Here is a 23,987-nt window from a genome sequence, read left to right on the forward strand (position 1 = left end):
CAAATGGGCGTGCCGCTGGCTCATAACGCCGGAATTTGCCGGCGAATCGAGCTGCCATCGTCGCTTCGATCCGCATCGCGAAACTCAACGTGCCTCAGTCAGCTCGGACACGCAGGCGGACTGGGTTTTGCAGACCTTCCCTAGCCCTTTACTGGCAAGCGCTAGAAGCTATTAAAAAAGGAGTCTTTCCCCGGCTTACAGGGCCTGCAGCGTAGCCACCACGGGGGCGTGGTCGCTCGGTTGCTTGTTCTTGCGCGGCTGGCGATCCACCGTACAGGCGGTGACCAAGGGCGTGAGCGCCTGGCTGACCAGGATGTGGTCGATGCGCAGGCCGCGGTTCTTCTGGAAGCCCAGCATGCGGTAGTCCCACCAGGAAAAGCTCTTTTCCGGCTGTTCAAACAGGCGGAACGCATCCGTCAGGCCCAGGCCCAGCAGCGCCTGGAAATGCTGGCGTTCCTGCGTGGTGTGGTGGATGGTTTCGCGCAGGCCTTCGGGGTCATAGCTGTCACGGTCTTCCGGGGCGACGTTGAAGTCGCCCACCAGCGCCAGGCGTGGGTGCTGCGCCAGTTCGCCGCGCAGCCAGTCCTGTAGGGCCTGCAGCCAGCGCATCTTGTAGGCGAACTTGTCGCTGCCTGGTTCCTGCCCGTTGACGAAGTAGCCGTTCACCAGGCGCAGCGGCCCGGCGGGCGTATCCAGGGTGGCGGCGATCACGCGCGCCTGCTCGTCCTCGAAACCCGGAATATTGCGCACCACGCCCCGCAGGGGGTGACGGCTCAGGATGGCCACGCCGTTGTACGTCTTTTGCCCGAATGCGACGGTTTGGTAGCCCGCAGCGGCGAGGGCATCCGCAGGAAACTTGTCGTCTGTGAGTTTGAGCTCCTGCAGGGCCAGTGCATCGACAGGGTTTGCTGCCAGCCAGTCCAGAACCTGGGGCAAACGGACGGCGAGGGAGTTGACGTTCCAGGTGGCAATCTTCATGAAATACCCAAATATGTTGAAATCAATGTCTTATGGCGCTTTGCGGGGCTGCTGCGGGCTTTGCGGCCCAGCATTCATATCCCGCCATTCTTATCTGATCTAGCCGCCAGGTGGTGTGCCAGTGGTTCTGCGGTGATCCTGCCGCGCACGTGCCAACTTTCACCAGCCTGGGGCTGTTCGCAATGGGGGTTTTATGTGGCTGAAGATGGTTGCTTTTGCATGCATTTTGGGTGTTGTCGTTGATGGGGCGTGGGCCATCAACAAGTGCGTGGGCGATGATGGCCGCACATCTTTTCAAGATGCGCCATGCCTTGGTGTTGGCGGTGTGATCGAGGTGCGGCCCGCCAGCGGGCTGGCAAAGCCCGCTCCGGCTGCAGCGGCGAGTGACGCTGCGGGTGCAGCCGCACCAGCGGCGGCCAAGGGACGAAAGTTGTCGTTTGAGGAATGGGATCGGAAAACCTATCTTGAAAATCGCGGGATTTTTGAGGCCAACGCCGATATTGACAGCCACAACGCACGCTGTGACGAGCGCCGCCGCGCGCTGCTCGAAGAGAAACGCAACGCCCAAGACAGCCTCACGGCAGCGGTTCTTGCCAACACCAGCGCCACTGAAATCCAAGCACTGGCCACCGAATGCGCAAGCCGGCTGCAGCAACTGACAACTGTGCGCAATCGACTGGAAGATGAGCTGCAGCGTTTGCGCGAAAAAGAGCGCGCCAGCAAGTAGAGGGGCGCGCATCAACGGGCCTCTGATGCTTCTGGCGGCTTGCAAAGGTTTTCATCCAGCCGCAGCGTTAGAAAGGTTCGCTCTTTATCGCCTGAGCACACGCCCTGGATTCATGATCCCCTGCGGATCCAGCGCCTGCTTGATCGCACGCATCATGCCCAGCGCTACGGGCGGCTGGTATTTTTCCAGCTCGGCCACCTTCAGCCCGCCCACGCCGTGCTCTGCAGAGAATGCGCCGCCGAACCGTGCCACAGCCTCGTAGACCAGATGGTTCACGTGCGTTTCCTGGTCGCGCAGGAAGGCGCGGGCGTCGCTGCCCTCGGGGGTCTGCACGTTGTAGTGCAGGTTGCCATCGCCCAGGTGGCCGAAGTTGACCAGGCGTACACCGGGAATCTCGCGTGCCAGCAGTGCATCGGTGTATTCGCAGAACGCCGGGATGCGCGAGATCGGTACCGAGATGTCGTGCTTGATGTTCAGCCCTTCCTCGGCCTGGGCCAGCGGAATGCTTTCGCGGATGTGCCACAGGCCGTGCGCTTGCGCCAGGCTCTCGGCCACCACCGCGTCCTGCACGCAGCCGTCCTCGAAGGCGGTTTCCAGCAGTGCCTCAAAGCGCGCACGCGCGTGCGCCTCGGACTCGCTGTCGGCGTTCTCCAGCAGCACGCAGTAGGGCACGTCCTCTCGCTCCATGAAAGGTACGCGCAGTTGTGGCATGTGCTTGGCCACCAGCGACAGGGCGAAGCGCCCCATCACCTCGAACCCCGTCAGCCCCGCGCCCAGGTGCTGGTGCGCCAAGCCCAGCAGGCGTACGGCAGCCTCCATGGAAGGCACGGCCGCCCAGGCAGTGAGGCTGGCAGCGGGTTGTGGAAAGAGCTTGAGCGTGGCGGCGGTAATGACGCCCAGCGTGCCCTCGCTGCCAATGAACAGGTCGCGCAGGTCGTAGCCGGTGTTGTCCTTGCGCAGCCCCTTGAGACCATGCCACACCTCGCCCTGGGGCGTCACTACCTCCAGCCCCAGGCACAGCTCGCGTGCGTTGCCATAGCGCACGACCTGCGTACCGCCCGCGTTGGTGCCCAGGTTGCCGCCGATGGTGCAGCTGCCCTCGGCCGCCAGGCTGAGGGGGAACAGCAGGCCCGCTTGGGCTGCGGCCGCCTGCACGTTCTGCAGAATGCAGCCGGCCTCCACGGTCAACGTCAGGTTGTCCTTGTCGATGGCTCGTACGGCGTTCAAACGCGCCAGGCTCAGTACCACCTGGGTGCCGCTGGCGTCGGGTGTGGAGCCGACCGACAGGCCGGTGTTGCCGCCTTGCGGCACGATTGAAGTGCCCGCCTGGGCACAGGCACGCACCACGGCGGCTACCTCGGCGGTGGAGCCGGGGCGCACCACGGCCAGCGCCTTGCCACGCGCGCGGCGGCGCCAGTCCTGTTCCCAGGCCGTGAGATCGCCCTCGGCGAGGACGTGGGCCGGGCCCACGGTGGCACGCAGGGTGTCGAGCAGGTTGGTCATGGCGGTGGGCTTTCAGGCAGAGGCCGCAGTGGCCAGGCGCGCGGCGCGCTGGCGCAGGCGTACGTGCAGCGCGCAGGCGATGAACAGCAGCAGGCACAGGGCGACTTCGCCCAGGGCCAGCCAGTTGCTCGGGGGCTTGTCGCTCCAGGCGCGCACCACGCCCTCAGTAAAGTAAAGCCACACCACCAGGCTGACCCAGCGGTAGGTGTACATGCGGTTCTTCAGCAGGCCGGCCAGCGGAATGCACAGCGGCAGCGCCTTGAGTGCGAGCCACGAGCCGCCGGGGCGAACGGGGGCCAGGGCCAGCTCCCAGGCCAGGCACAGCAGGATCAGCCCCAGCAGGCTGCCCACGGCGAGCCAGCGTGTGGCGGCCACCGGGGCAGGGGGGCGGGAAGGGGTGTTGGTCGTCATCGGGCTGGCATCATATCGGCCATGTCCTTGTCCTTACAGAATGCGGTGCGGCACGTCCGGGCGCTGCTGGCGCGGTTGGCGCACTTTCCCTGGCGCTCCACGGTGCGCACGCTGGGCCAGCGCTTCCAGGAGGACCGGCTCGGCCTCACGGCCAGCAGCCTCACCTTCACCACCATCCTGGCGCTGGTGCCGTTCGCCACGGTGGCGCTGGCGGCGTTTACGGCGTTTCCCATCTTCGGCAAGGCACAGGAGGTGCTGCAGCGCTGGCTGATCGACAGCCTGATTCCCGAAACCATCGCGCGCCAGGTGCTGGGCTACATCACGCAGTTCGCGGCCAAGGCCAGCCGGCTGGGGATGGCCGGTTTTTCCATGCTCATGGTCACGGCGCTGATGCTGATTTTGACCATCGACCGCACCCTCAACACCATCTGGCGCGTGCGCCGGCTGCGGCCGCTGGGCCAGCGCGTGCTCATCTACTGGGCCGCCATTACGCTGGGGCCGCTGCTGCTGGGGCTGAGCCTGGTGCTGACGTCCTATGTCATGTCGGCCTCGCGCGGCATGGTGGCGCAGCTGCCCGCCAGCGTGCGGCTGGTGTTCGATTCGATTGAGTTTTTCGTGCTCGCTGCGGGCATGGCGGGGCTGTACCACTACGTGCCCAACACGCAGGTGCAGTGGCGCCATGCCTGGACCGGGGGGCTTTTCGCGGCCCTGGCCATGGAGCTGGCCAAGAAGGTGCTGGGCATGTATCTGGCGCAGGTGCCCACGTACTCGGTGATCTACGGCACCTTCGCCACGCTGCCCATTTTGCTGATCTGGATCTACGTGGCCTGGGTCATCGTGCTGGCCGGGGCCGTGGTTACGGCCTACCTGCCGAGTCTGCTGGCCGGTGTGGCGCGCACGCCCAGCCGCCAGGGCGGGGGCTTCGTTCTGGCGGTGGAAGTGCTGCAGCAGCTCCACCACGCACGCGCACTGCCGCACAAGGGCCTGCGCATGCAGCAACTGGCCCAGCGCCTGCGCGTGGACGTGGTGCAGCTCGAACCCGTGCTGGAGGCGCTGTGCGCGCTCGACTGGGTGGGGCAGATGAGCGACCTGCCCTTGGGCAGCAGCGACCAGCCGCCGCGCTTCGTGCTGCTGGCTGACGTGCAGACCACGCCACTGGCGCCCCTGGTGGCCCGGCTGCTGGTGGCGCCGGACGACAGCCTGGCGCCGCTGTGGCGCCGCGCCGGCCTGGACGGCCTGCGCTTGGCGGACGCGCTGGAAGACGGCGGTGGTGTGCTCCTGAAATAAGAGCTGCCAGCGCTTTCTGGGTAAGCGCTGGAGCCCAAAATGCCGCTGATTCTCAGAGCCAGGCTTGCGCCAGGAAGTCGCGCAGCGCCGCCAGCGTGGCGTCGGGCGCCTCGGTCATCTGGTTGTGGCCCACGGGCACCGTCACCACCTGCACCTGGCGCACGGCACTGCGTGCGGCGTTGACCAGCGTTTGTGCGGCCTTGGGCGGGGTCATCTGGTCCTTCTCGCCGAGCACAAACAGCACCGGGCACTGCACTGCCGCCATGGCCTGTTCGCCGCGGGTGTAGCTGTCGCAGGCCGTGAAGCCACGGTGCAGCAGGTTGATCTGGGCGTTGCTGCGCAGCACGCGCCGCCCCAGCGCCATGCCGGCGCCAAACACCCACGAGCCCGCACCCGAGGGCGGTGCCAACGTGCTGCAGGAGAACACGGTGACCATCTTCAGCGCCTTCTCGGGCGTGTTCAGGGCCGAGTCGAGCAGGGCGGGCGACACCTTCATGGGATAGGACGAGCCGACCATGACCAGATGCGTGGCGCGTTCTCCCAGGCGTGCAGCCGCCTCCATGGCGATGAGCGAGCCCCAGCTGTGGCCGACCAGCGCGGCACGCGGTACGCCCACGGTGTCCAGCAGCGCGACGATGAAATCCGCCGCCTGTTCCACGCTGGCCGGGGCTTCGCCCTGGCTGCGCGCATGGCCGGGCAGGTCCACGGCCAGCACGTTCCAGCCGTGGTTGGCCAGGTAGCGGCTTTGCAGGGCCCATACACTGTGGTCGCACAGCACGCCGTGGATGAAGACGACGGTAGGTTTGGCCGGATCGAAAGGCTTGCCGGCGGTGTAGCAGTAGGCGGGGGCGCCGTTGACGGTGTAGAGCATCATGCACCTGCCTTTGCTGTCGGGGCTGCGGTGAATTTCTCTGCGGCCTTGAGGGCCCGCTGCAGGTCGGCGATCAGGTCGTCGGCATCTTCCAGGCCGATCGACAGGCGGATGGTGCCCTGCCCGATGCCCGCGCCTGCCAGCGCTTCATCGCTCATGCGGAAGTGCGTGGTGCTGGCCGGATGGATCACCAGCGAGCGGCAGTCGCCCACGTTCGCCAGGTGGCTGAACAGCTGCAGCGCCTCGATGAAGGCTTTGCCCTGTACCCGGCTGCCTTTGATGTCGAAGCTGAACACCGAGCCCGCGCCGCGCGGCAGCAGCTTTTGCGCCAACTGGTGGCTGGGGTGGGATTCGAGCAGCGGGTGGCCCACGCGCGAGACGAAGGGGTGGCTGGCCAGGAATTGCACCACCTTCTCGGTGTTGCGCATGTGGCGCTCCATGCGCAGCGGCAGGGTTTCAATGCCCTGCAGGATCAGCCAGGCGGTGTGCGGGCTCATGCAGGCGCCGAAGTCGCGCAGGCCTTCGCGGCGCGCGCGCAGCAGGAAGGCGCCGACGCTGCTTTCCTCCGAAAACACCATGCCGTGGAAGCCGTCGTAGGGGGCTGCCAGTTCGGGGAAGCGCCCCGAGGCGTCCCAGTCGAAGCTGCCGCCATCGACCACCACGCCGCCCATCACCGTGCCGTGGCCCGAGAGGAACTTGGTGGCAGAGTGGTAGACCAGGTCGGCGCCCAGTTCCAGGGGCTTGATGAGCCAGGGCGAGGTCAGGGTGGAGTCCACCAGCAGCGGCACGCCCGCGTCGTGGGCGATCTGCGCGACGGCCGGAATATCGAGCACGTCCAGCCCCGGGTTGCCCACAGTCTCGCCAAAGAACAGGCGCGTGCTGGGCCGCACGGCGGCGCGCCAGGCGTCCAGGTCGCCGGGCGGTACGAAGGTGGTTTCGATGCCAAAGCGGCGCAGCGTGAAGTGCAGCAGGTTGTGCGAGCCACCGTACAGCGCCGTGCTGGCCACGATGTGCCCGCCCGCGCCCATCAGCGTGGCGATGGCCAGGTGCAGCGCAGCCTGGCCACTGGCCGTGGCGACGGCGCCCACGCCACCTTCCAGCGCCGCCACGCGCTGCTCCAGTACGGCGTTGGTCGGGTTGCTCAGGCGGCTGTACACATGCCCCGGGCGTTCCATGTTGAACAGCGCGGCGGCGTGGTCGCTCGACTCGAACACGAACGAGGTCGTGAGATGGATGGGCGTGGCGCGCGCGCCGGTCGCGGGGTCTGGCTGGGCGCCCGCGTGCAGCGCGAGCGTGTCGAAGCCAGGGTCGGAATATCCGGGCATCTTTTGTGTCTCCAAGGTAAACAATGCGCGCACCATTGTGGGGTATTTGTGGGCTATATTCCCCCGAGCACTTCTGGAAAAGACACCGTCATGAAAGTCAGCGACATCCTGCGCGTCAAGGGCAACACCCTCTACACCGTTCACCCCGACGAACATCTGGCGCAAGCCGTGCAGACCATGGCCGAGCGCGACATTGGCTCGCTGGTGGTGATGGAGTACGGCGACCTTGTGGGCATGCTCACTTTCCGCGAGATCAACCTGGTACTGGCCCGCAATGGCGGCAGCGTGGGCACCATGCTGGTGCGTACCGCCATGGACGACGCGCCGTTGACCTGCACGCTGGAGACCGACATGGACGAAGTGCGCCGCATGATGCTGGGGTGCCACGCGCGCTACATGCCGGTGATGGAAAACCGCATGCTCATGGGCGTGGTCAGCTTCTACGACGTGGCCAAGGCCGTGGTGGACAGCCAGAACTTCGAGAACAAGCTGCTCAAGGCCTACATCCGCGACTGGCCGCAGGAGGAGCCGAGCCAGGCGCAGTCCTGATATTTTTTACGCCAAAACGGCTGCCAGGGCTTGCCAGACAAGCGCTGGCAGCTATTTTTTTGTGAGTGCACGATAATTCCACCTCTATGAGCGGCAACACCCTAGGCACCCTTTTTTGCGTCACCAACTTCGGTGAATCCCACGGCCCGGCCATTGGCTGCGTGATTGACGGCTGCCCCCCGGGCATGGCTTTGAGCGAAGCCGACATCCAGCACGACCTGGACCGCCGCCGCCCCGGCACCAGCCGCCACGTGACGCAGCGCAACGAGCCGGATGCGGTGGAGATCCTCTCCGGCGTGTATGAAGGCCGCACCACCGGCACGCCCATCGCGCTGTTGATCCGCAACACCGATCAGCGCAGCAAGGACTACGGCGACATCCTGCGCACCTTCCGTCCTGGCCATGCCGACTATGCCTACTGGCATAAGTACGGTCTGCGCGACCCGCGCGGTGGTGGGCGCTCTTCGGCCCGGCTAACCGCACCCACCGTGGCGGCCGGGGCTGTGGCCAAGAAGTGGCTGCGTGAGCAGTTTGGTACCGAGTTCCGTGCCTGCATGACGCAGCTGGGCGAGCTGCCCATCCCGTTCGAGGGCTGGGAGCATGTGCCGAACAACCCCTTTTTCGCGCCTGTGGCCGACGTGCAGCCCTACGAGGACTACATGGATGCCCTGCGCAAGGCGCACGACTCCTGCGGTGCGCGCCTGCGTGTGCAGGCCACGCGCGTGCCCGTGGGCCTGGGCGAGCCGCTGTACGACCGGCTGGACGCCGATATTGCCCACGCCATGATGGGCCTGAACGCCGTCAAGGGCGTGGAGATTGGCGCCGGCTTCGCCAGCGTGGCGCAGCGCGGCACCGTGCATGGCGATGCGCTCACCCCCGAGGGCTTTGCCAGCAACCACGCGGGCGGCGTGCTCGGCGGCATCAGCACGGGCCAGGACATCGAGGTCGGCATTGCCATCAAGCCCACCAGCTCCATCCTCAGCCCGCGCCCGTCGATCGACATCGCTGGCCAGCCGGTGGAGGTGGTGACCAAGGGCCGCCACGACCCGTGTGTGGGCATCCGCGCTGCGCCCATTGCCGAGGCGCTGCTGGCGCTGGTGCTGATGGACCACGCGCTGCGCCACCGCGCGCAGTGCGGCGGCGTGGCCCAGGCCGTGCCGCCCATCGCCGCGGCGCGGCCATGAGCGCGCGCCTGTATAGCGCCGCCCTGGCGCTGTGCGCGGGCTTGCTGGCGGGCTGTGGCAGCACGCCAGCGCCGGTCATGGATATCGCCCTGATCAGCTTCAACGATTTCCACGGCAACCTGGAGCCACCGCACCTGGCCGTGCCGGTGCCCGCCAGCACCGGCGCGACGCAGGTGCCGGCGGGCGGGGCGGCGCACTTTGCCAGCGCCATTGCCGCGCTGAAGGCGCGCCACCCGCACCATGCGGTGGTGTCGGCGGGGGACATGGTCGGCGCGTCGCCGCTGGTGTCGGCGTTGTTCCTCGACGAACCGACGATCGAGGCCTTCAACACCATGGGTGTGGATTTTCACGCGGCCGGCAACCACGAGTTCGACCGGGGCTGGCGCGAGCTGCTGCGGCTGCAGCAGGGCGGTTGCGAGAAGCACACCGTGCGCGAGCCCTGCCAGCTCAGCCAGCCGTTCACGGGGGCGCGCTTTCCCATTCTCACGGCCAACACCTTCCGCGCCGATGGCCAAACCCTGCTGCCGGCCACCGGGCTCAAGCGCTTTACCGAGAATGGCGCCACCATCACGGTGGGCTTTATCGGTCTGACGCTGCGTACCACGCCCACCATGGTCACGCCCAGCGGCGTGGCCGGGTTGCGCTTTGCCGACGAGGCAGACACCGCCAACGCACTGATTCCAGTGCTGCGTGCGCAGGGGGCCGATGTGATCGTGGCTGTCATCCACGAAGGTGGCAGCGCCACGGCGCCTGTCACTGCGCCGGGCTGCGAAGGGCTGAGTGGCGACATCGTGCCCATCTTGGAGCGGCTCGACCCGTCGGTGGATGTGGTGGTGTCAGGCCACACCCACCAGGCCTATGTCTGTGACTACGGGCAAGTCAACGCGGCGCGGCCCTTCTTGCTCACCAGCGCGGGCTACTACGGCACGCTGCTGACCGAAATCCGCCTGTCCGTGGACACGCGCGCGCGCCGCGTGGTGCACAAGAGCGCGCGCCAGGTCATCGTGCAGGGCGCGCCGTTCACCAGCGCGCAGGGGCGTGTGGAGCTGCACCCGGGTTTTCCGGTGTTCGCTCCTGATGCGGGCGTGGCACGCCTGGTGGAGCGCTACCGCGAAGCGGCCGTGCCGCTGGCGCAGCGCCCGGTGGGGCAGGCCAGCGGGCCGTTTTTGCGCCAGCGCCAGCCCTCGGGCGAATCGGTGCTGGGCAACCTGATCGCCGACGCCCAACTGGCCGCAACGCGCGCGCCCGAGCGTGGCGGTGCGCAGATTTCCTTCATGAACCCGGGCGGCGTGCGCGCCGACCTGCTGCCCGACGAGCAGGGGCTGGTGCGCTACGGCCAGTTGTTCGCGGTCCAGCCCTTCGGCAATAGCTTGGTGGTGCGCAGCTACACCGGCGCGCAGTTGCAGGCGCTGCTGGAGCAGCAGTTCGACAGCGGCAGCAACACGGTGCAGAGCCCGCGCGTGCTGTCGGTGTCCGAGGGCTTTAGCTACCGCTACGACCTCTCCCAGCCGCGTGGCCAACGCGTGCAGGGGCTGACGTTGCAGGGGCGCCCGATCGCGCCGCAGGACACGCTGCGCGTCGTGGTCAGCAGCTACCTGGCGGCGGGTGGAGACAACTTCACGGTCTTCCCGCAGGGGGTGGATGCCGTGGGCGGCGGGCAGGACCTGGATGTGTTCGAGGACTATTTCCGCCTCCACAGCCCGGTGGCGCCCCCGCGGGCCGATCGCATCACGCGCGTGGGCGGCTGAGGCCCGGCAAGGCCGGCCCGCCGTCCGGCGGCGCTGGGGGCGTCAGCGCATGGGGCGGTGTTTTTGATCCGCACCATGCGCCGATACACTCGGGCGCTCGCGCATGGGGCGCCATGGAACAAGGGTTTCGAGGATGCAGTCGTGGTGATGAGCAAGAGACTTTGCAAAATCCGGGCCGCCGTGCTGTCCGTGACGTGGGCGGTGGGCGCGGCCTGTCTGGGCCTGCCTGGGGCCGCCTGGGCCGGGCATGGCTACGCGCTCTGGGGCCAGCTCAAGTACCCGGCGCAGTTTGACCATTTCGACTACGTGAACCCGGCGGCCCCCAAGGGGGGCGAGTTGCGCCTGGTGAGCAACCTGCGCGTGTCCACTTTCGACAAGTACAACCCGTTCACGATCAAAGGCAACGCACCGGCCTACCTGTCGGACCTGCTGTTCGACAGCCTGCTCGCGGGTCCCATGGATGAAACGGCCGCCGGTTATGGCTTGCTGGCCGAGGATGTCACCGTGGCGCCGGACGGGCTTTCTGCCACTTTCCGGCTGCGGCCCGAGGCGCGCTTTCACAACGGCAAGCCCGTGCTGGCCGAGGACGTGAAGCACAGCTACGAAACCCTCTTGAGCCCCTACACCGCGCCAGGCTACAAGACGCTGCTTGCCGACGTGGCGGGCGCCGACGTGCTGGACGCGCGCACGGTGCGCTTTCGCTTCCACAAGCCCAACCGGGAGCTGCCACTGACGGTGGGCGGCCTGCCCGTGTTCAGCCGCGACTGGGGCCTGGGCGAAGACGGCAAGCCCCAGCCGTTCGACCAGGTGGTGATGGACGAGCCCATCGGCAGCGGCCCTTACCGTATCGGCCCGGTGCGCTTCGGCAAAGACATCACCTATGTGCGCGACAGCAACTACTGGGCGCGCGACCTGAACGTGCGCAAGGGCCAGGCCAACTTCGACCGCATCAGCGTGAAGATCTACCGCGACAACACCGCCAAGCTCGAAGCACTGAAGGCAGGCGAGTTCGACCTGATGCGCTTCTTCAGCGCGGGCGACTGGGCACGGCGCGTGACGGGCCGCAAGTTCGGCACCGGCGAGCTGGTCAAGGGCGAGTTTGCGCACAAGCTGCCTGCCGGCTTTCAGAGCTATGTGCTCAACGTGCGCCGCCCGCTGCTGGCCGACGTGCGCGTGCGCGAAGCGCTGGGGCTGGCGATGGATTTCGAGTGGATGAACCGCCAGATGTTCTACGGTGCCTACCGGCGCGTGAACGGCCTGTTCGGCAACACGGCCTGCGAAACGCGCGGCACGCCATCGCCCGAAGAGCTGGCACTCATGGCGCCCTGGCGCCCGCAGATTCCGGCGGCGGCTTTCGGCCCCATGACGGAGCCCCCCAGCACGGCGCCGCCCTCGTCGCTGCGCGCGAACCTGCGCCGTGCCCAGGCCCTGCTGCGCGAGGCGGGCTGGGAGGTGCAGGACGGCGTGCTGCGCAGCGCCAGCGCCCAGGGCGTGCCCAAGGGCCAGGCGCTGGTGCTGGAGTACCTCGACAGCAACGAAGGCAGTATCCGCACCGTGGCGCCGTGGGCCCGGAACCTCGAAAAGCTCGGGATTGAGCTGCGCTTTCGGCCGGTGGACTTCGCGCTGTACCAGCAGCGGCTGCAGAAGTTCGATTTCGACATCACCTCCATCGCCTACCAAGGCACCAACAACCCGGGCCAGGAGTTTGCCGACCTGTTCGGCAGCCAGGCGGCCGACACCGAGGATTCGGGCAACTTCGCTGGCGTGAAGAGCCCCGCCGTGGACGCCCTGGTCGCGGCCATGACCGCTGCCAAGACCCAGGCCGAGATGCTGCCCGCCTGCCATGCGCTGGAGCGCGTTATCGCGCATGGCCACTACCTGATCCCGCAGTGGTACGGGCCCACGCACCGCCTGGCCTACAACGCCTGGCGCCTGGCGCGGCCCGAGGTGCCGCCGCCGTATTCGCCGGGGGAAATGTGGGCGGTGAACACCTGGTGGGCCACCCCGGAAAATATTCAAAAACGATAGCTGCTAGCGCTTTCCCAGAAAGGCCTAGGGCCAGTTTCTACTGTTATTTTTCTGCGCTGGCTGGGGTGTGCGCTGCTTGGCGGCCTCCCCCCAGCCTGCGCGACATAATCGCCAACCATGTTTGCCTACGTTCTCAAGCGCGTTCTCCTCATGCTGCCCACGCTGCTGGGTGTGTTGCTGCTGGCTTTCGTGGTGATCCAGTTCGTGCCGGGCGGTCCGGTGGAGCAGTATTTGGCCGAGGCCAAGGCGGGCGTGGGCGGGCAGGGCGGCGAGGGCGGCGGGCTGGCCTACCGCGGCGCGCAGGGTGTCGATCCGAAGCGCCTGGAGCAGATCAAGGCGCTGTACGGCTTCGATAAGCCTGCCCATGAGCGCTTCTTTCAAATGCTGGGCCAGTTTGCGCGGTTTGATTTGGGCAAGAGCTTTTTCCAGAACAAGGATGTGTGGACGCTGGTGAAAGAGAAGCTGCCGGTCTCCATCAGCCTGGGGCTGTGGACGTTTTTCATCAGCTATTTGGTTGCGGTGCCGCTGGGCGTGGCCAAGGCGGTGCGCGCGGGCTCGCGCTTCGATTTGGTGACCACGCTGGTTATTTTGGTGGGCTACGCCATCCCGGGCTTCGTGCTGGGCGTGGCGCTGCTGGTCATCTTCGGTGGGCAGTTGCAGTGGTTTCCGCTGCGCGGGCTGACTTCGGCGAACTGGGACGAGCTGTCGTGGGGCGCGCGCATCGTGGACTACCTGTGGCACATCGCTCTGCCCGTAACGGCCATGGTTGCGGGCAGTTTCGCGGTCACGGCCATGCTGACCAAGAACGCCTTTCTGGAAGAGATTCGCAAGCAGTACGTACTGACGGCGCGCGCCAAGGGCCTGAGCGAGCGGCAGGTGCTGTACCGCCATGTGTTTCGCAACGCCCTGATTCCCATCGTCACCGGCTTTCCGGCGGCGTTCATCGGGGCGTTCTTCACCGGTTCGCTGCTGATCGAGACGCTGTTCTCGCTCGACGGCCTGGGGCTGCTGAGCTACGAGAGCGTCATCCGGCGCGACTACCCCGTGGTGCTGGGCACCTTGTTCCTGTTCACGCTGATCGGGCTGGTGACCAAGCTGGTGTCTGACCTGTGCTACGTGTGGGTCGATCCGCGCGTGAAGTTCGATTGATGGGCCCCGTCCGATGAACGCCGCCGTTCCCCCTTCCGCCGCAGCGCCTGCCGTGCCTGCCGCGCCTGTCTCCCTCTCGCCCACGCGCCGCGCCTGGCGGCGCTTCGCGCGCAACCGGCTGGGCTACTGGAGCCTGCTGCTGTTTTGCGTGCTCGTGGTCTTGAGCCTGGGGGCTGAGCTCATCAGCAATGACCGCCCCCTGGTGGTGCGCTACGCCGGCCAGACCTATTGGCCGCTGTGGAAGGACTACCCCGAGACGACTTTCGGCGGCGACTTCCAGACGCCCACCGACTACCTCGACCCCTTCATCCGCGCGCAGCTCTCCAGGGACGGGAATTGGGCGCTATACACGCTCAACCCCTATGGCAAGAACACCATCAACTACTTCGCCCAGGCGCCCAACCCTGCGCCGCCCTCGCGCGACAACTGGCTGGGCACCGACGACCGCGGGCGCGACCTGCTGGCCCAGCTTCTGTACGGCTTTCGCGTGAGTGTGCTGTTTGGCCTGGCCCTGACGGTGACGGGCGTGCTGCTCGGCGTGCTCACGGGGGCCATCCAGGGCTTCTTTGGCGGGCGGACCGACCTGGCGTTCCAGCGCTTCATCGAAATCTGGGGTTCCATGCCGGAGCTGTACCTGCTCATCATCTTCAGCGCCGTGTTCGCGCCCAGCGTGGCCCTGCTGCTGGTGCTGCTGTCGCTGTTCGGCTGGATGGGGCTGTCAGACTACGTGCGCGCCGAGTTCCTGCGCAACCGCCAGCTCGACTACGTGAAGGCGGCCCGGGCGCTGGGCGTGCCCAGTGGGCAGATCATCTGGCGCCACATCCTGCCCAACAGCCTCACGCCCGTGGTCACCTTCCTGCCGTTTCGCATGAGCGCGGCCATTTTGGCGCTGACGTCGCTTGATTTCCTAGGCCTGGGGGTGCCGCCGGGCACGCCCAGCCTGGGCGAGCTGCTCTCGCAGGGCAAGGCCAGCATCGATGCGTGGTGGATCTCGCTGTCCACGTTCGCCGTGCTGGTGACCACGCTGCTGTTGCTCACCTTCATGGGCGACGCGCTGCGCGATGCGCTCGACCCCCGAAAGGCCGACCGATGATGACTCCCCCGCTGCTGCAAGTGCGCGGCCTGCGCGTGCGCTTTGGTACCAAGGAAGTGGTGCATGGCGTGGACTTCGATATCGCCCCGGGCGAAAAGCTGGCCCTGGTGGGCGAATCGGGCTCGGGCAAGACCCTGACCGCGCTGAGCCTGCTGCGCCTGGCGGGTGATGCTGAAATCAGCGGCCAGGCCTTGCTGGGCGAGCGCGACCTGCTACAGCTTTCAGAGCGCGCGCTGCGCGGCGTGCGTGGCGGCGAGATCGCCATGGTGTTTCAGGAGCCCATGACGGCGCTCAACCCGCTCATGACGGTGGGGCGCCAGATTGCCGAAGTTTTGGAACAAAAAAAGGCGCAAACGCCCGCCCAGAGCGCGCAGGGAGCTATCGAACTGCTAGCGCAAACAGGCATTCCCGAGCCCGAACGGCGCGCGCGCTGCTACCCACACCAGCTCAGCGGCGGCCAGCGCCAGCGCGCCATGATCGCCATGGCCCTGGCCAGCGAGCCCACGCTGCTGCTGGCCGACGAGCCCACGACGGCACTCGACGTGACGCTGCGCGGGCAGATCCTCGACCTGCTCTCTGCGCTGCAGCGCAAGCGTGGCATGGCGGTGCTGCTCATCACGCACGACCTGAACCTGGTGCGCCGCTTCGCCGACCGCGTGGCCGTGATGGAGCGGGGCGTGCTGGTAGAGCAGGGCAGCGTGGCGCAGGTGTTCGCAGCGCCGCAGCATGCGTACACGCGCCGCCTCATCGCCAGCGAGCCGCGCCGCGACGTGCCCGAGCAGCCGCCCGCTCCCGATGCGGCGCCGGTGCTGCACGCACAGGGCCTGCGCGTGACCTATCCCACGGCCTTGCCGGGGGTGCGCGGCTGGTTTGGCAAAGGCGAATTCGTCGCTGTGCAGGGTGCCAGCTTGCAACTGCTGCCCGGGCGTACGCTGGGCGTGGTGGGGGAGTCGGGCTCGGGCAAGTCCACGCTGGCGCAGGCCATCCTGGGCCTGCTGCCCTGCACGGGCGCGCTGCAGGTGGCCGGGCAGGCCTGGCAGCAGCCCGCCATGCGCAACACGCGCGCCAACCAGCAGCTGCGCCGTCAGGTGCAGGTGGTGTTCCAGGATCCGTTCTCGTCGCTGTCGCCGCGCATGACGGTCGAGGAAATCGTCGGCGAGGGCCTGCACGTGCATGAAAGAAGCCTGTCCGCGTCGGCGCGGCGCGTTCGCGTGCAGCAGGCCTTGGCCGACGTGGGGCTGGCCGAGGCGCAGTTTCCCGGCCTGCTGGCGCGCTACCCGCACGAATTCTCCGGCGGGCAGCGCCAGCGTTTGGCCATCGCGCGCGCGCTCATCACCGGCCCGCGCCTGCTGGTGCTGGACGAGCCCACGAGTGCGCTCGACGTGACCATCCAGCAGCAGGTGCTGGGGCTGTTGCAGCGGCTGCAGAAGGAGCGTGGCCTGAGCTACCTGCTCATCACCCACGACGTGCAGGTGATCCGCGCCATGGCGCACGACGTGATGGTGATGAAAGACGGTGCGGTGGTGGAGCAGGGCAGCGTGGCCCAGGTGCTGGACGCACCGCAGCACCCGTATACCCAGCGGCTGGTGGCTGCGGCAGGGCTGGAGGCATCGGAAGCCGCCGTGGAGCCGTGAACCGCTTTCAGTGGTAGCGGTTTGCTGCTTGGGGGCCATCGGTGGCATGGCGTAAAAACACGCCCATGCGTTTGCGGGTGGCCGGTGCGGTATCAGCTTTGCGCAAGGGGGCGGGGCGATAATCGGGGGATATTTGTTTTCCCAACAACTTCAGTCCCCACCATGAGCACCACCATCCGGTACCACGACCTCGTGGAATCGATTGCTGCCTCCCTGCAGTACATCAGCTACTACCATCCTGCGGACTACATCCAGCACCTGGCCCGCGCTTACGAGCGTGAGCAGAGCCCGGCCGCCAAGGATGCGATGGCGCAGATCCTCACCAACAGCAAGATGAGCGCTACGGGCCACCGCCCGATCTGCCAGGACACGGGCATCGTGAACGTGTTCCTGAAGATCGGCATGGGCGTGCGCTTCGAGGGCTTTGCCGCTGACCAGAGCCTGGAAGACGCCATCAACGAAGGCGTGCGCCGTGGCTACAACCACCCTGACAACACGCTGCGCGCCTCGGTCGTCGCGGACCCCCAGTTCGCCCGCAAGAACACCAAGGACAACACGCCAGCCGTCATCAGCGTGCAGATCGTGCCCGGCGACAAGCTGGACGTGACCGTGGCCGCCAAGGGCGGCGGCAGCGAGAACAAGTCCAAGATGGTCATGATGAACCCCAGCGACAACCTGGTGGACTGGGTGCTCAAGACCGTGCCCACCATGGGCGCCGGCTGGTGCCCGCCGGGCATGCTGGGCATCGGCATCGGTGGCACGGCTGAAAAGGCAGTGCTGCTGGCCAAGGAAAGCCTGATGGAAGATCTGGACATGTACGAGCTGCAAGCCAAGGCGGCGCGCGGCGAGAAGCTCGACCAGGTCGAAGAGCTGCGCCTGGAGCTGTATGAAAAGGTCAACGCCCTGGGCATTGGCGCGCAGGGCTTGGGCGGCCTGTCCACGGTGCTGGACATCAAGATCAAGATGTACCCCACGCACGCGGCCAGCAAGCCTGTGGCCATGATCCCCAACTGCGCGGCCACGCGCCACGCGCACTTCGTGATGGACGGTTCCGGCCCGGTGTACCTGGAGGCGCCGAGTCTCGACCTGTGGCCGAAGATCGACTGGGAGCCGGACTACAACAAGTCCAAGCGCGTTGATCTGAACACCCTGACCAAGGAAGAGGTGGCCAGTTGGAAGCCTGGCGATACCCTGCTGCTCAACGGCAAGATGCTCACCGGCCGCGATGCCGCCCATAAGCGCATCCAGGACATGCTGGCCAAGGGCGAAAAGCTGCCGGTGGACTTCACCAACCGCGTGATCTACTACGTGGGTCCTGTCGATCCGGTGAAGGACGAGGCCGTGGGCCCCGCCGGCCCCACCACTGCCACGCGCATGGACAAGTTCACCGACATGATGCTGGAAAAGACCGGCCTGATCGCCATGATTGGCAAGGCAGAGCGCGGCCCCGTTGCCATCGAGAGCATCAAGAACCACAAGAGTGCCTACCTGATGGCCGTGGGCGGCGCGGCCTACCTGGTCAGTAAGGCCATCAAGCATGCCAAGGTCGTTGGATTCGAAGATCTGGGTATGGAGGCCATTTACGAGTTTGATGTGGTTGACATGCCTGTGACCGTGGCGGTAGACGCAGGTGGCACCAGCGCCCACATCACCGGCCCGGCGGAGTGGAGCAAGCGCATCGCCAGCGGAGAGTTCAAGGGCATTGAAGTGAAGTCGATCTGACGCGGCATTTCTCTTCCCATCGAAAAACAAAACCGCCTCTAGGGCGGTTTTGTTTTTTAGGCGGTCGAGTGGACTTGTATGCCGGTGCTGCCACGCCGGTCGGTTGTGCATGGATAGGCGGGGTGACGCGGCACGATCAAGATGTTTGGCAGGCCTGCGTACGACGCTACCATCGCGGTCTTTGGCTGAAACCCCTAGGAGTGTTTTGTATGACCCTCGACACCGCAGCATCCCCCGCGCCCACCTGGACGGTTGTGTGCTTGTGTGCGGGTTGGTGTGGCGTCTGCCGTGAGTACCGCGCCGTTTTCGATGCGCTGGCTGCGGCGCATCCGCAGGTGCGTTTCGACTGGGTGGATGTCGAGGACGAGGAGGCGCTGGTGGGCGATGTCGATGTTGAAACTTTCCCCACGCTCCTGATTGCCGATGCCCGGCAGGCCTATTTTTTCGGCCCGCTGTTGCCGCAGGCGGGCGTGCTGGAGCGGCTGCTGGTCAATCTGCAGCGCGACGCTTGCGCTTCCGAAGGGGCGTCGGCCGAGGCGCAGGCGCTGTGGCAGCGCCTGCACACAGCACGTGGATAAATGGGGGCTGGTCTTTGCCAAAGAATGCGCAAAAGGATACAATGCGAATCTCACGACCAAACGGGCGGGTACCAACCGCCCGTTTTTTTTGGTCGAATGGATTGTGGAGCTCGAAGCAGTCAAAGCCCGGGAAAAGAGAACCAGGGTTTGGGCGGCTGTCGGGTTTTTCGTATTGGTAGGAACGAATCGAACCCGTGGCATTGCAGCAAATCGTTGAACAAACCGTGGCCGGACTGGGTTACGACCTGGTGGAAATTGAGCGTTCTGCCGGGGGGCTGCTGCGCATCACGATCGACTGGCCCTGGCAGCCGCCTGTGGAAGGCGCGCCTGCGCTGCCAGAGCAGTTCGTTACGGTCGAAGACTGCGAAAAAGTCACGCGCCAGCTGCAATTCGCCTTGGAAGTCGATAACGTCGATTACAAGCGCTTGGAAGTCTCCTCTCCGGGGATCGATCGGCCGCTGCGCAATGAACTGGATTTCGAGCGTTTCACCGGCGAAGTCATCGATATCACGTTGAAGGCCCCCATGGGGGCTGCTGCTGCCGGCCAGGTTAGCGCCAATCGTAAGAAATTTCGTGGCCAGCTCTCCCGTGCTGAGTTCGGGGGCTGGCAGATCGTCTGGAGTGACGAGCCGCCCCTGAAGCCGGGGCAGAAGGTCAGCAAGAAGCGTGTGCCTGCGCCGCTGCAGGTGCTCGGGTTCACGCTTGATGAGCTGCGCGAGGCGCGCCTAGCGCCCATCGTTGATTTCAAGGGCCGCGGCGCCAAGAAAGTGCCGGAGCAAGGCTAGTCGTCAAAAAGCATGGGGTGATCGGCTGGGTGCGGCTGGCGCCCGGGTGATTGGAAAAATAGGAGAGTCGTCGCATGAATCGCGAACTGTTGATGCTGGTCGAGGCCATTTCGCGCGAGAAAAACGTCGAGCGCGACGTGGTCTTCGGGGCGGTGGAGCTGGCCCTGGCCCAGGCCACCAAGAAGCTGTACGAGGGTGAAGTGGACATTCGCGTGTCCATCGACCGCGACAGTGGCAACTATGAGACTTTCCGTCGCTGGCTGGTCGTGCCCGACGATGCGGGCTTGCAGAATCCTGATGCTGAAGAACTGCTGATGGATGCGCAAGAGCGTGTCGATGGCATCCAGGTGGGCGAGTACATCGAAGAGACCATCGAGTCGCTGCCGATCGGCCGCATTGGCGCCATGGCTGCCAAGCAGGTCATCCTGCAGAAAATCCGTGATGCTGAGCGCGAGATGCTGCTCAACGACTTCATGAGCCGTGGTGAGCGCATTTTCACAGGTACCGTCAAGCGCATGGATAAGGGCGACATCATCGTCGAGTCCGGCCGTGTCGAGGGGCGCCTGCGCCGTTCGGAGATGATTCCGAAGGAAAACCTGCGTAATGGCGACCGCGTGCGCGCCATGATCATGGAGGTGGATCTCACGCTGCGCGGCGCGCCCATCATCTTGTCGCGTGCGGCGCCAGAGTTCATGATCGAGCTGTTCCGCAACGAAGTTCCCGAGATCGAGCAGGGTCTGCTGGAGATCAAGAACTGCGCGCGTGACCCGGGCAGCCGTGCCAAGATTGCTGTGCTGAGCCACGATAAGCGTGTCGATCCGATCGGTACGTGCGTTGGTGTGCGCGGCACGCGCGTCAATGCGGTGACCAACGAGCTCGCGGGCGAGCGTGTGGACATCGTTCTGTGGAGCGAGGATCCTGCGCAGTTCGTTATTGGTGCGCTGGCGCCTGCCAACGTGCAGTCCATCGTTGTTGATGAGGAGAAGCACGCCATGGACGTGGTGGTGGACGAGGAAAACCTCGCCATCGCCATCGGCCGTGGGGGGCAAAACGTGCGTCTGGCGTCCGACCTCACTGGCTGGAAAATCAACATCATGGATGCGGCCGAATCGGCACAGAAGCAGGCCGAGGAAACCAGCGCCACGCGCAAGCTGTTCATGGAAAAGCTAGATGTGGACGAGGAAATCGCCGACATCCTGATTGCCGAAGGTTTCGAGAGCCTTGAGGAAGTGGCCTATGTGCCGCTGCAGGAGATGCTCGATATCGAGAGCTTTGACGAAGACACCGTCAACGAGCTGCGTGCGCGTGCCAAGGACGCACTGCTCACGCTGGAAATTGCACGCGAGGAAAGCGTGGGTAGCGCGTCGCAAGATCTGCGTGATCTTGAAGGCCTGACACCGGACTTGCTGGCCAAGCTGGCTGCGGGCGGTGTGCACACGCGCGACGACCTGGCCGATCTGGCCATTGATGAGCTGACCGAACTGACCGGCCAGTCCGCCGAAGATGCGAAAGCCCTGATCCTGAAGGCGCGCGAGCACTGGTTCACGGGGCAAGAGTAAAGGTCAGGGAGGTACGTACCGAATATGTCGATGAATACTGTCGCCGAGTTTGCCGCTGAACTCAAAAAATCGCCGGAAACCCTCCTGGAGCAGCTCAAGGCTGCCGGGGTGGTCAAGGCTTCCTCGCAGGATGCCCTGACCGAGCCTGACAAGCAGAAGCTGCTCGCCTACCTGCAGGCCAGCCATGGCACAGCCGAGCGCAAGAAGATCACGTTGGTCAAGAAATCCACCAGTGAGATCAAGCAGGCCGATGCCACAGGCCGTGCGCGCACGATCCAGGTCGAGGTGCGCAAGAAGCGCACGCTCATCAAGCGTGATGAGGCCGATACCGATGTTCCGGGTGCCGTAGAGCAGGACGCCGCGCCGTCGCAGGAAGACCAGGAGCTGGTGCGCCGCGAGGAAGAGGCACGCCGCCAGGCTGAGTCGATCCGCCGCCAGGAAGAAGAGCTGGTGGAGCAGCGCCGCGAACGCGAGGAACGTGAGCGGCGCGAACGCGAGGCCGAGGAACGTGCTGCCGCCTACGCTGCGCAGGAAGCGCAGAAGAAGGCCCAGGCCAATGCCGCCCGTGAGGAAGCGCAGCAACAGGCCGTTGCCGAGGCTTCGGCTCGTGCTGCTGCCCAGGCCGAGGCCCGGGCAAAGGCTGAAGCCGAGTCCCAGGCCCGTGCCGCAGAGGAATCTGCACGCGCCAAGGACCTGGACGAACGTCGCCGCAAGGCATTGGCCGAGGCTGAAGCCATCCGCGCCATGATGGCCGCGCCCAAGAAGGTGCTGGTGGCCAAGAAACCGGTGGAAGAGCCCAAGCCCGCGGCTGCGCCTGCGGCCGACGCCAAGAAGGGCACGCTGCACAAGCCGGCCGCAGGCAGCGCTGGTGCGCGCGCCGGTGCTCCGGCCGCTGCCCCCAGCGGTGCAGGCAAGGAGGTCAAGTCTGCCAAGCTGTCGTCCAGCTGGGCCAACGACACCGCCAAAAAGAAGGAAATCAAGACCCGGGGCGATGCCAGTGGCGGCGTCGGGCGCAACAGCTGGCGCGGTGGTCCGCGTGGCCGCCGTGGCAATGACCGCGATGAGCGCCAGCACCAGCAAGCCGCGCCGGTCGAGGCACGCATTATCGAAGTGCATGTCCCCGAGACCATCACCGTGGCCGAACTGGCGCACAAGATGGCCATCAAGGCCAGCGAGGTGATCAAGGCACTGATGAAGATGGGCCAGATGGTCACCATCAACCAGCCGCTGGACCAGGACACGGCCATGATCGTGGTCGAGGAAATGGGCCACAAGGCCGTGGTGGCTGCCTTGGACGATCCGGAGGCCTTTACCGCCGAGGAAGTGTCGGGCCAGCAGGCCGAGCTGCTGCCGCGCGCTCCGGTGGTTACCGTGATGGGCCACGTGGACCACGGCAAGACCTCGCTGCTGGACTACATCCGCCGCTCCAAGGTGGCCGTGGGCGAGGCCGGCGGCATTACGCAGCACATTGGCGCTTACCACGTCGAGACGCCGCGCGGTGTGGTGTCGTTCCTCGACACCCCCGGTCACGAGGCCTTCACGGCCATGCGTGCCCGTGGTGCCCAGGCGACGGACATCGTCATTCTGGTGTGCGCGGCCGACGACGGCGTGATGCCCCAGACGCGCGAAGCCATCAAGCACGCCAAAGCGGCGAAGGTGCCGATCGTTGTCGCTATTACCAAGGCCGACAAGCACGAAGCCAATCCTGAAAAGGTCAAGCAGGAGCTGGTGGCCGAGGAGGTGGTGCCCGAAGAGTACGGTGGCGACTCGCCTTTCGTGGCTGTTTCCAGCAAAACCGGTATGGGCATCGACGAGCTGCTGGAGCAGGTGCTGCTGCAGGCCGAAGTGCTTGAACTGAAGGCCCCGGTGGATGCCATGGCCAAGGGCCTGGTGATCGAGGCCCAGCTCGACAAGGGCCGTGGCCCTGTGGCCACGGTGCTGGTGCAGTCCGGCACGCTCAAGGTCGGCGACGTGGTGCTGGCCGGCCAGACCTATGGCCGCGTGCGCGCCATGAACGACGAAAACGGCAAAGCGACGAAATCGGCGGGCCCTTCCATTCCCGTGGAAATCCAGGGCCTGTCGGAAGTGCCGCAGGCTGGCGATGAGTTCATGGTGCTGTCCGATGAGCGACGCGCCCGTGAAATCGCGACCTACCGTGCTGGCAAGTTCCGTAACACCAAGCTGGCCAAGCAGCAGGCCGCCAAGCTGGAGAACGTCTTTGCCGAAATGCAGGCGGGCGAGGTGCAGACCCTGCCCATCATCATCAAGGCCGACGTGCAGGGCTCGCAGGAAGCGCTGGCCGCCTCGCTGCTCAAGCTCTCGACCGACGAGGTGCGCGTGCAGCTGGTGTACGCCGGCGTGGGTGGTATCAGCGAGAGCGACGTGAACCTGGCCATCGCCTCCAAGGCACTGATCATCGGCTTCAACGTGCGTGCCGACGCCAACGCCCGCAAGGCCGCAGAGACCAACGACGTTCAGCTGAACTACTACAACATCATCTACGACGCAGTGGATGACCTGAAGGCGGCGATGTCCGGCATGCTGGCCCCCGAGCAGCGCGAGGAAGCCCTCGGTACCGCCGAGATCCGCACGGTGTTCGTGGCCTCCAAGATCGGCACGGTGGCGGGTTCGTACATCACGTCGGGCCAGGTCACGCGCGGCTGCCGTTTCCGCCTGCTGCGCGACAACGTCGTCATCTACACGGGCGAGGTCGAGTCGGTGCGCCGCATGAAGGACGACGTCAAGGAAGTCAAGGAAGGCTTCGAGTGCGGTATCAAGCTCAAGAACTACAACGACATTCGCGAAGGCGATGTGCTGGAGCTCTTCGAGATCAAGGAAATCGCGCGGACCCTGTAA

At 65.9% G+C, this 23,987-nt stretch carries 19 protein-coding genes; 14 read left to right on the forward strand and 5 right to left on the reverse strand.

From position 1 onward, the window contains the following. Positions 1–195: 195 nt before the first annotated feature. Positions 196–978: an exodeoxyribonuclease III gene (gene xth, locus BN2503_RS13990; RefSeq protein WP_054257274.1), complete on the reverse strand. Its 783-nt coding sequence runs from the start codon at positions 976–978 to the stop codon at positions 196–198. A gap of 193 nt (positions 979–1,171) precedes the next feature. On the opposite strand from xth, the gene BN2503_RS13995 reads away from it, so the two are divergent. Further along, positions 1,172–1,705, forward strand: coding sequence for a DUF4124 domain-containing protein (locus BN2503_RS13995; RefSeq protein WP_054257275.1), 534 nt, complete (start codon positions 1,172–1,174; stop codon positions 1,703–1,705). Positions 1,706–1,789: 84 nt separating this feature from the next. Here BN2503_RS13995 and BN2503_RS14000 read toward each other — a convergent pair whose 3' ends face one another. Together BN2503_RS14000 and BN2503_RS14005 are read right to left on the reverse strand one after the other, a co-directional pair. Beyond that, positions 1,790–3,208: an FAD-binding oxidoreductase gene (locus tag BN2503_RS14000; protein WP_054257276.1), complete on the reverse strand. Its 1,419-nt coding sequence runs from the start codon at positions 3,206–3,208 to the stop codon at positions 1,790–1,792. Between the two features lie 12 nt (positions 3,209–3,220). Continuing rightward, entirely contained in the window at positions 3,221–3,619 is a 399-nt protein-coding gene (locus BN2503_RS14005) for a DUF2069 domain-containing protein (RefSeq protein WP_054257277.1), read from the reverse strand. Positions 3,620–3,640: 21 nt separating this feature from the next. Here BN2503_RS14005 and BN2503_RS14010 point away from each other — a divergent pair, with 21 nt between their 5' ends. Next, positions 3,641–4,906, forward strand: a complete 1,266-nt coding sequence (locus tag BN2503_RS14010) for a YihY family inner membrane protein (protein ID WP_054257278.1) — start codon at positions 3,641–3,643, stop codon at positions 4,904–4,906. Between the two features lie 52 nt (positions 4,907–4,958). On the opposite strand, the gene BN2503_RS14015 is transcribed toward BN2503_RS14010, so the two are convergent. Both BN2503_RS14015 and BN2503_RS14020 read right to left on the reverse strand, forming a co-directional pair. Continuing rightward, positions 4,959–5,777: an alpha/beta fold hydrolase gene (locus BN2503_RS14015; protein ID WP_054257307.1), complete on the reverse strand. Its 819-nt coding sequence runs from the start codon at positions 5,775–5,777 to the stop codon at positions 4,959–4,961. Continuing rightward, entirely contained in the window at positions 5,777–7,102 is a 1,326-nt protein-coding gene (locus BN2503_RS14020) for an O-acetylhomoserine aminocarboxypropyltransferase (RefSeq protein ID WP_054257279.1), read from the reverse strand. The genes BN2503_RS14015 and BN2503_RS14020 overlap by 1 nt, the downstream gene beginning before the upstream one ends. 90 nt (positions 7,103–7,192) lie before the next feature. Between BN2503_RS14020 and BN2503_RS14025 the strand changes: the two genes are divergently transcribed. From BN2503_RS14025 to infB, 12 genes are all read left to right on the forward strand, one after another. Then, the gene (locus BN2503_RS14025) at positions 7,193–7,651 is read left to right on the forward strand and encodes a CBS domain-containing protein (protein WP_054257280.1); all 459 of its coding nucleotides are present in this window, start codon (positions 7,193–7,195) and stop codon (positions 7,649–7,651) included. Between the two features lie 86 nt (positions 7,652–7,737). Next, complete coding sequence (gene aroC / locus BN2503_RS14030) at positions 7,738–8,835, forward strand: chorismate synthase (RefSeq protein ID WP_054257281.1); 1,098 nt, start codon at positions 7,738–7,740, stop codon at positions 8,833–8,835. After that, the gene (locus BN2503_RS14035) at positions 8,832–10,583 is read left to right on the forward strand and encodes a bifunctional metallophosphatase/5'-nucleotidase (protein WP_082366615.1); all 1,752 of its coding nucleotides are present in this window, start codon (positions 8,832–8,834) and stop codon (positions 10,581–10,583) included. Before aroC ends, BN2503_RS14035 begins: the two co-directional genes overlap by 4 nt. A 147-nt stretch (positions 10,584–10,730) precedes the next feature. Further along, the gene (locus BN2503_RS14040) at positions 10,731–12,611 is read left to right on the forward strand and encodes an extracellular solute-binding protein (RefSeq protein WP_054257283.1); all 1,881 of its coding nucleotides are present in this window, start codon (positions 10,731–10,733) and stop codon (positions 12,609–12,611) included. Between the two features lie 117 nt (positions 12,612–12,728). Continuing rightward, the gene (locus BN2503_RS14045; protein WP_054257284.1) at positions 12,729–13,760 is read left to right on the forward strand and encodes a microcin C ABC transporter permease YejB; all 1,032 of its coding nucleotides are present in this window, start codon (positions 12,729–12,731) and stop codon (positions 13,758–13,760) included. 13 nt (positions 13,761–13,773) lie between these two features. Continuing rightward, on the forward strand, positions 13,774–14,853 hold the full coding sequence (locus BN2503_RS14050) for an ABC transporter permease (RefSeq protein WP_054257285.1): 1,080 nt from the start codon (positions 13,774–13,776) through the stop codon (positions 14,851–14,853). Continuing rightward, positions 14,850–16,487, forward strand: a complete 1,638-nt coding sequence (locus tag BN2503_RS14055; protein WP_054257286.1) for an ABC transporter ATP-binding protein — start codon at positions 14,850–14,852, stop codon at positions 16,485–16,487. The genes BN2503_RS14050 and BN2503_RS14055 overlap by 4 nt, the downstream gene beginning before the upstream one ends. A gap of 162 nt (positions 16,488–16,649) precedes the next feature. Next, a complete protein-coding gene (locus BN2503_RS14060) occupies positions 16,650–18,209 on the forward strand; it encodes a fumarate hydratase (protein ID WP_054257287.1) in 1,560 nt (519 codons plus the stop codon). A 209-nt stretch (positions 18,210–18,418) separates the two neighbouring features. Then, positions 18,419–18,787, forward strand: a complete 369-nt coding sequence (locus BN2503_RS14065; protein WP_054257288.1) for a thioredoxin family protein — start codon at positions 18,419–18,421, stop codon at positions 18,785–18,787. 194 nt (positions 18,788–18,981) lie between these two features. Continuing rightward, positions 18,982–19,572, forward strand: coding sequence for a ribosome maturation factor RimP (gene rimP / locus BN2503_RS14070; RefSeq protein ID WP_054257289.1), 591 nt, complete (start codon positions 18,982–18,984; stop codon positions 19,570–19,572). A 74-nt stretch (positions 19,573–19,646) separates the two neighbouring features. Beyond that, positions 19,647–21,131 (forward strand): transcription termination factor NusA, encoded by a 1,485-nt coding sequence (gene nusA, locus BN2503_RS14075; RefSeq protein ID WP_054257290.1) that lies wholly within the window; start codon positions 19,647–19,649, stop codon positions 21,129–21,131. A 24-nt stretch (positions 21,132–21,155) separates the two neighbouring features. Beyond that, positions 21,156–23,987 (forward strand): translation initiation factor IF-2, encoded by a 2,832-nt coding sequence (gene infB, locus BN2503_RS14080; protein WP_054257291.1) that lies wholly within the window; start codon positions 21,156–21,158, stop codon positions 23,985–23,987.

The organism is Paenacidovorax caeni, from assembly GCF_001298675.1.
GTDB classification, from domain to species: Bacteria; Pseudomonadota; Gammaproteobacteria; order Burkholderiales; family Burkholderiaceae_C; genus Paenacidovorax; species Paenacidovorax caeni.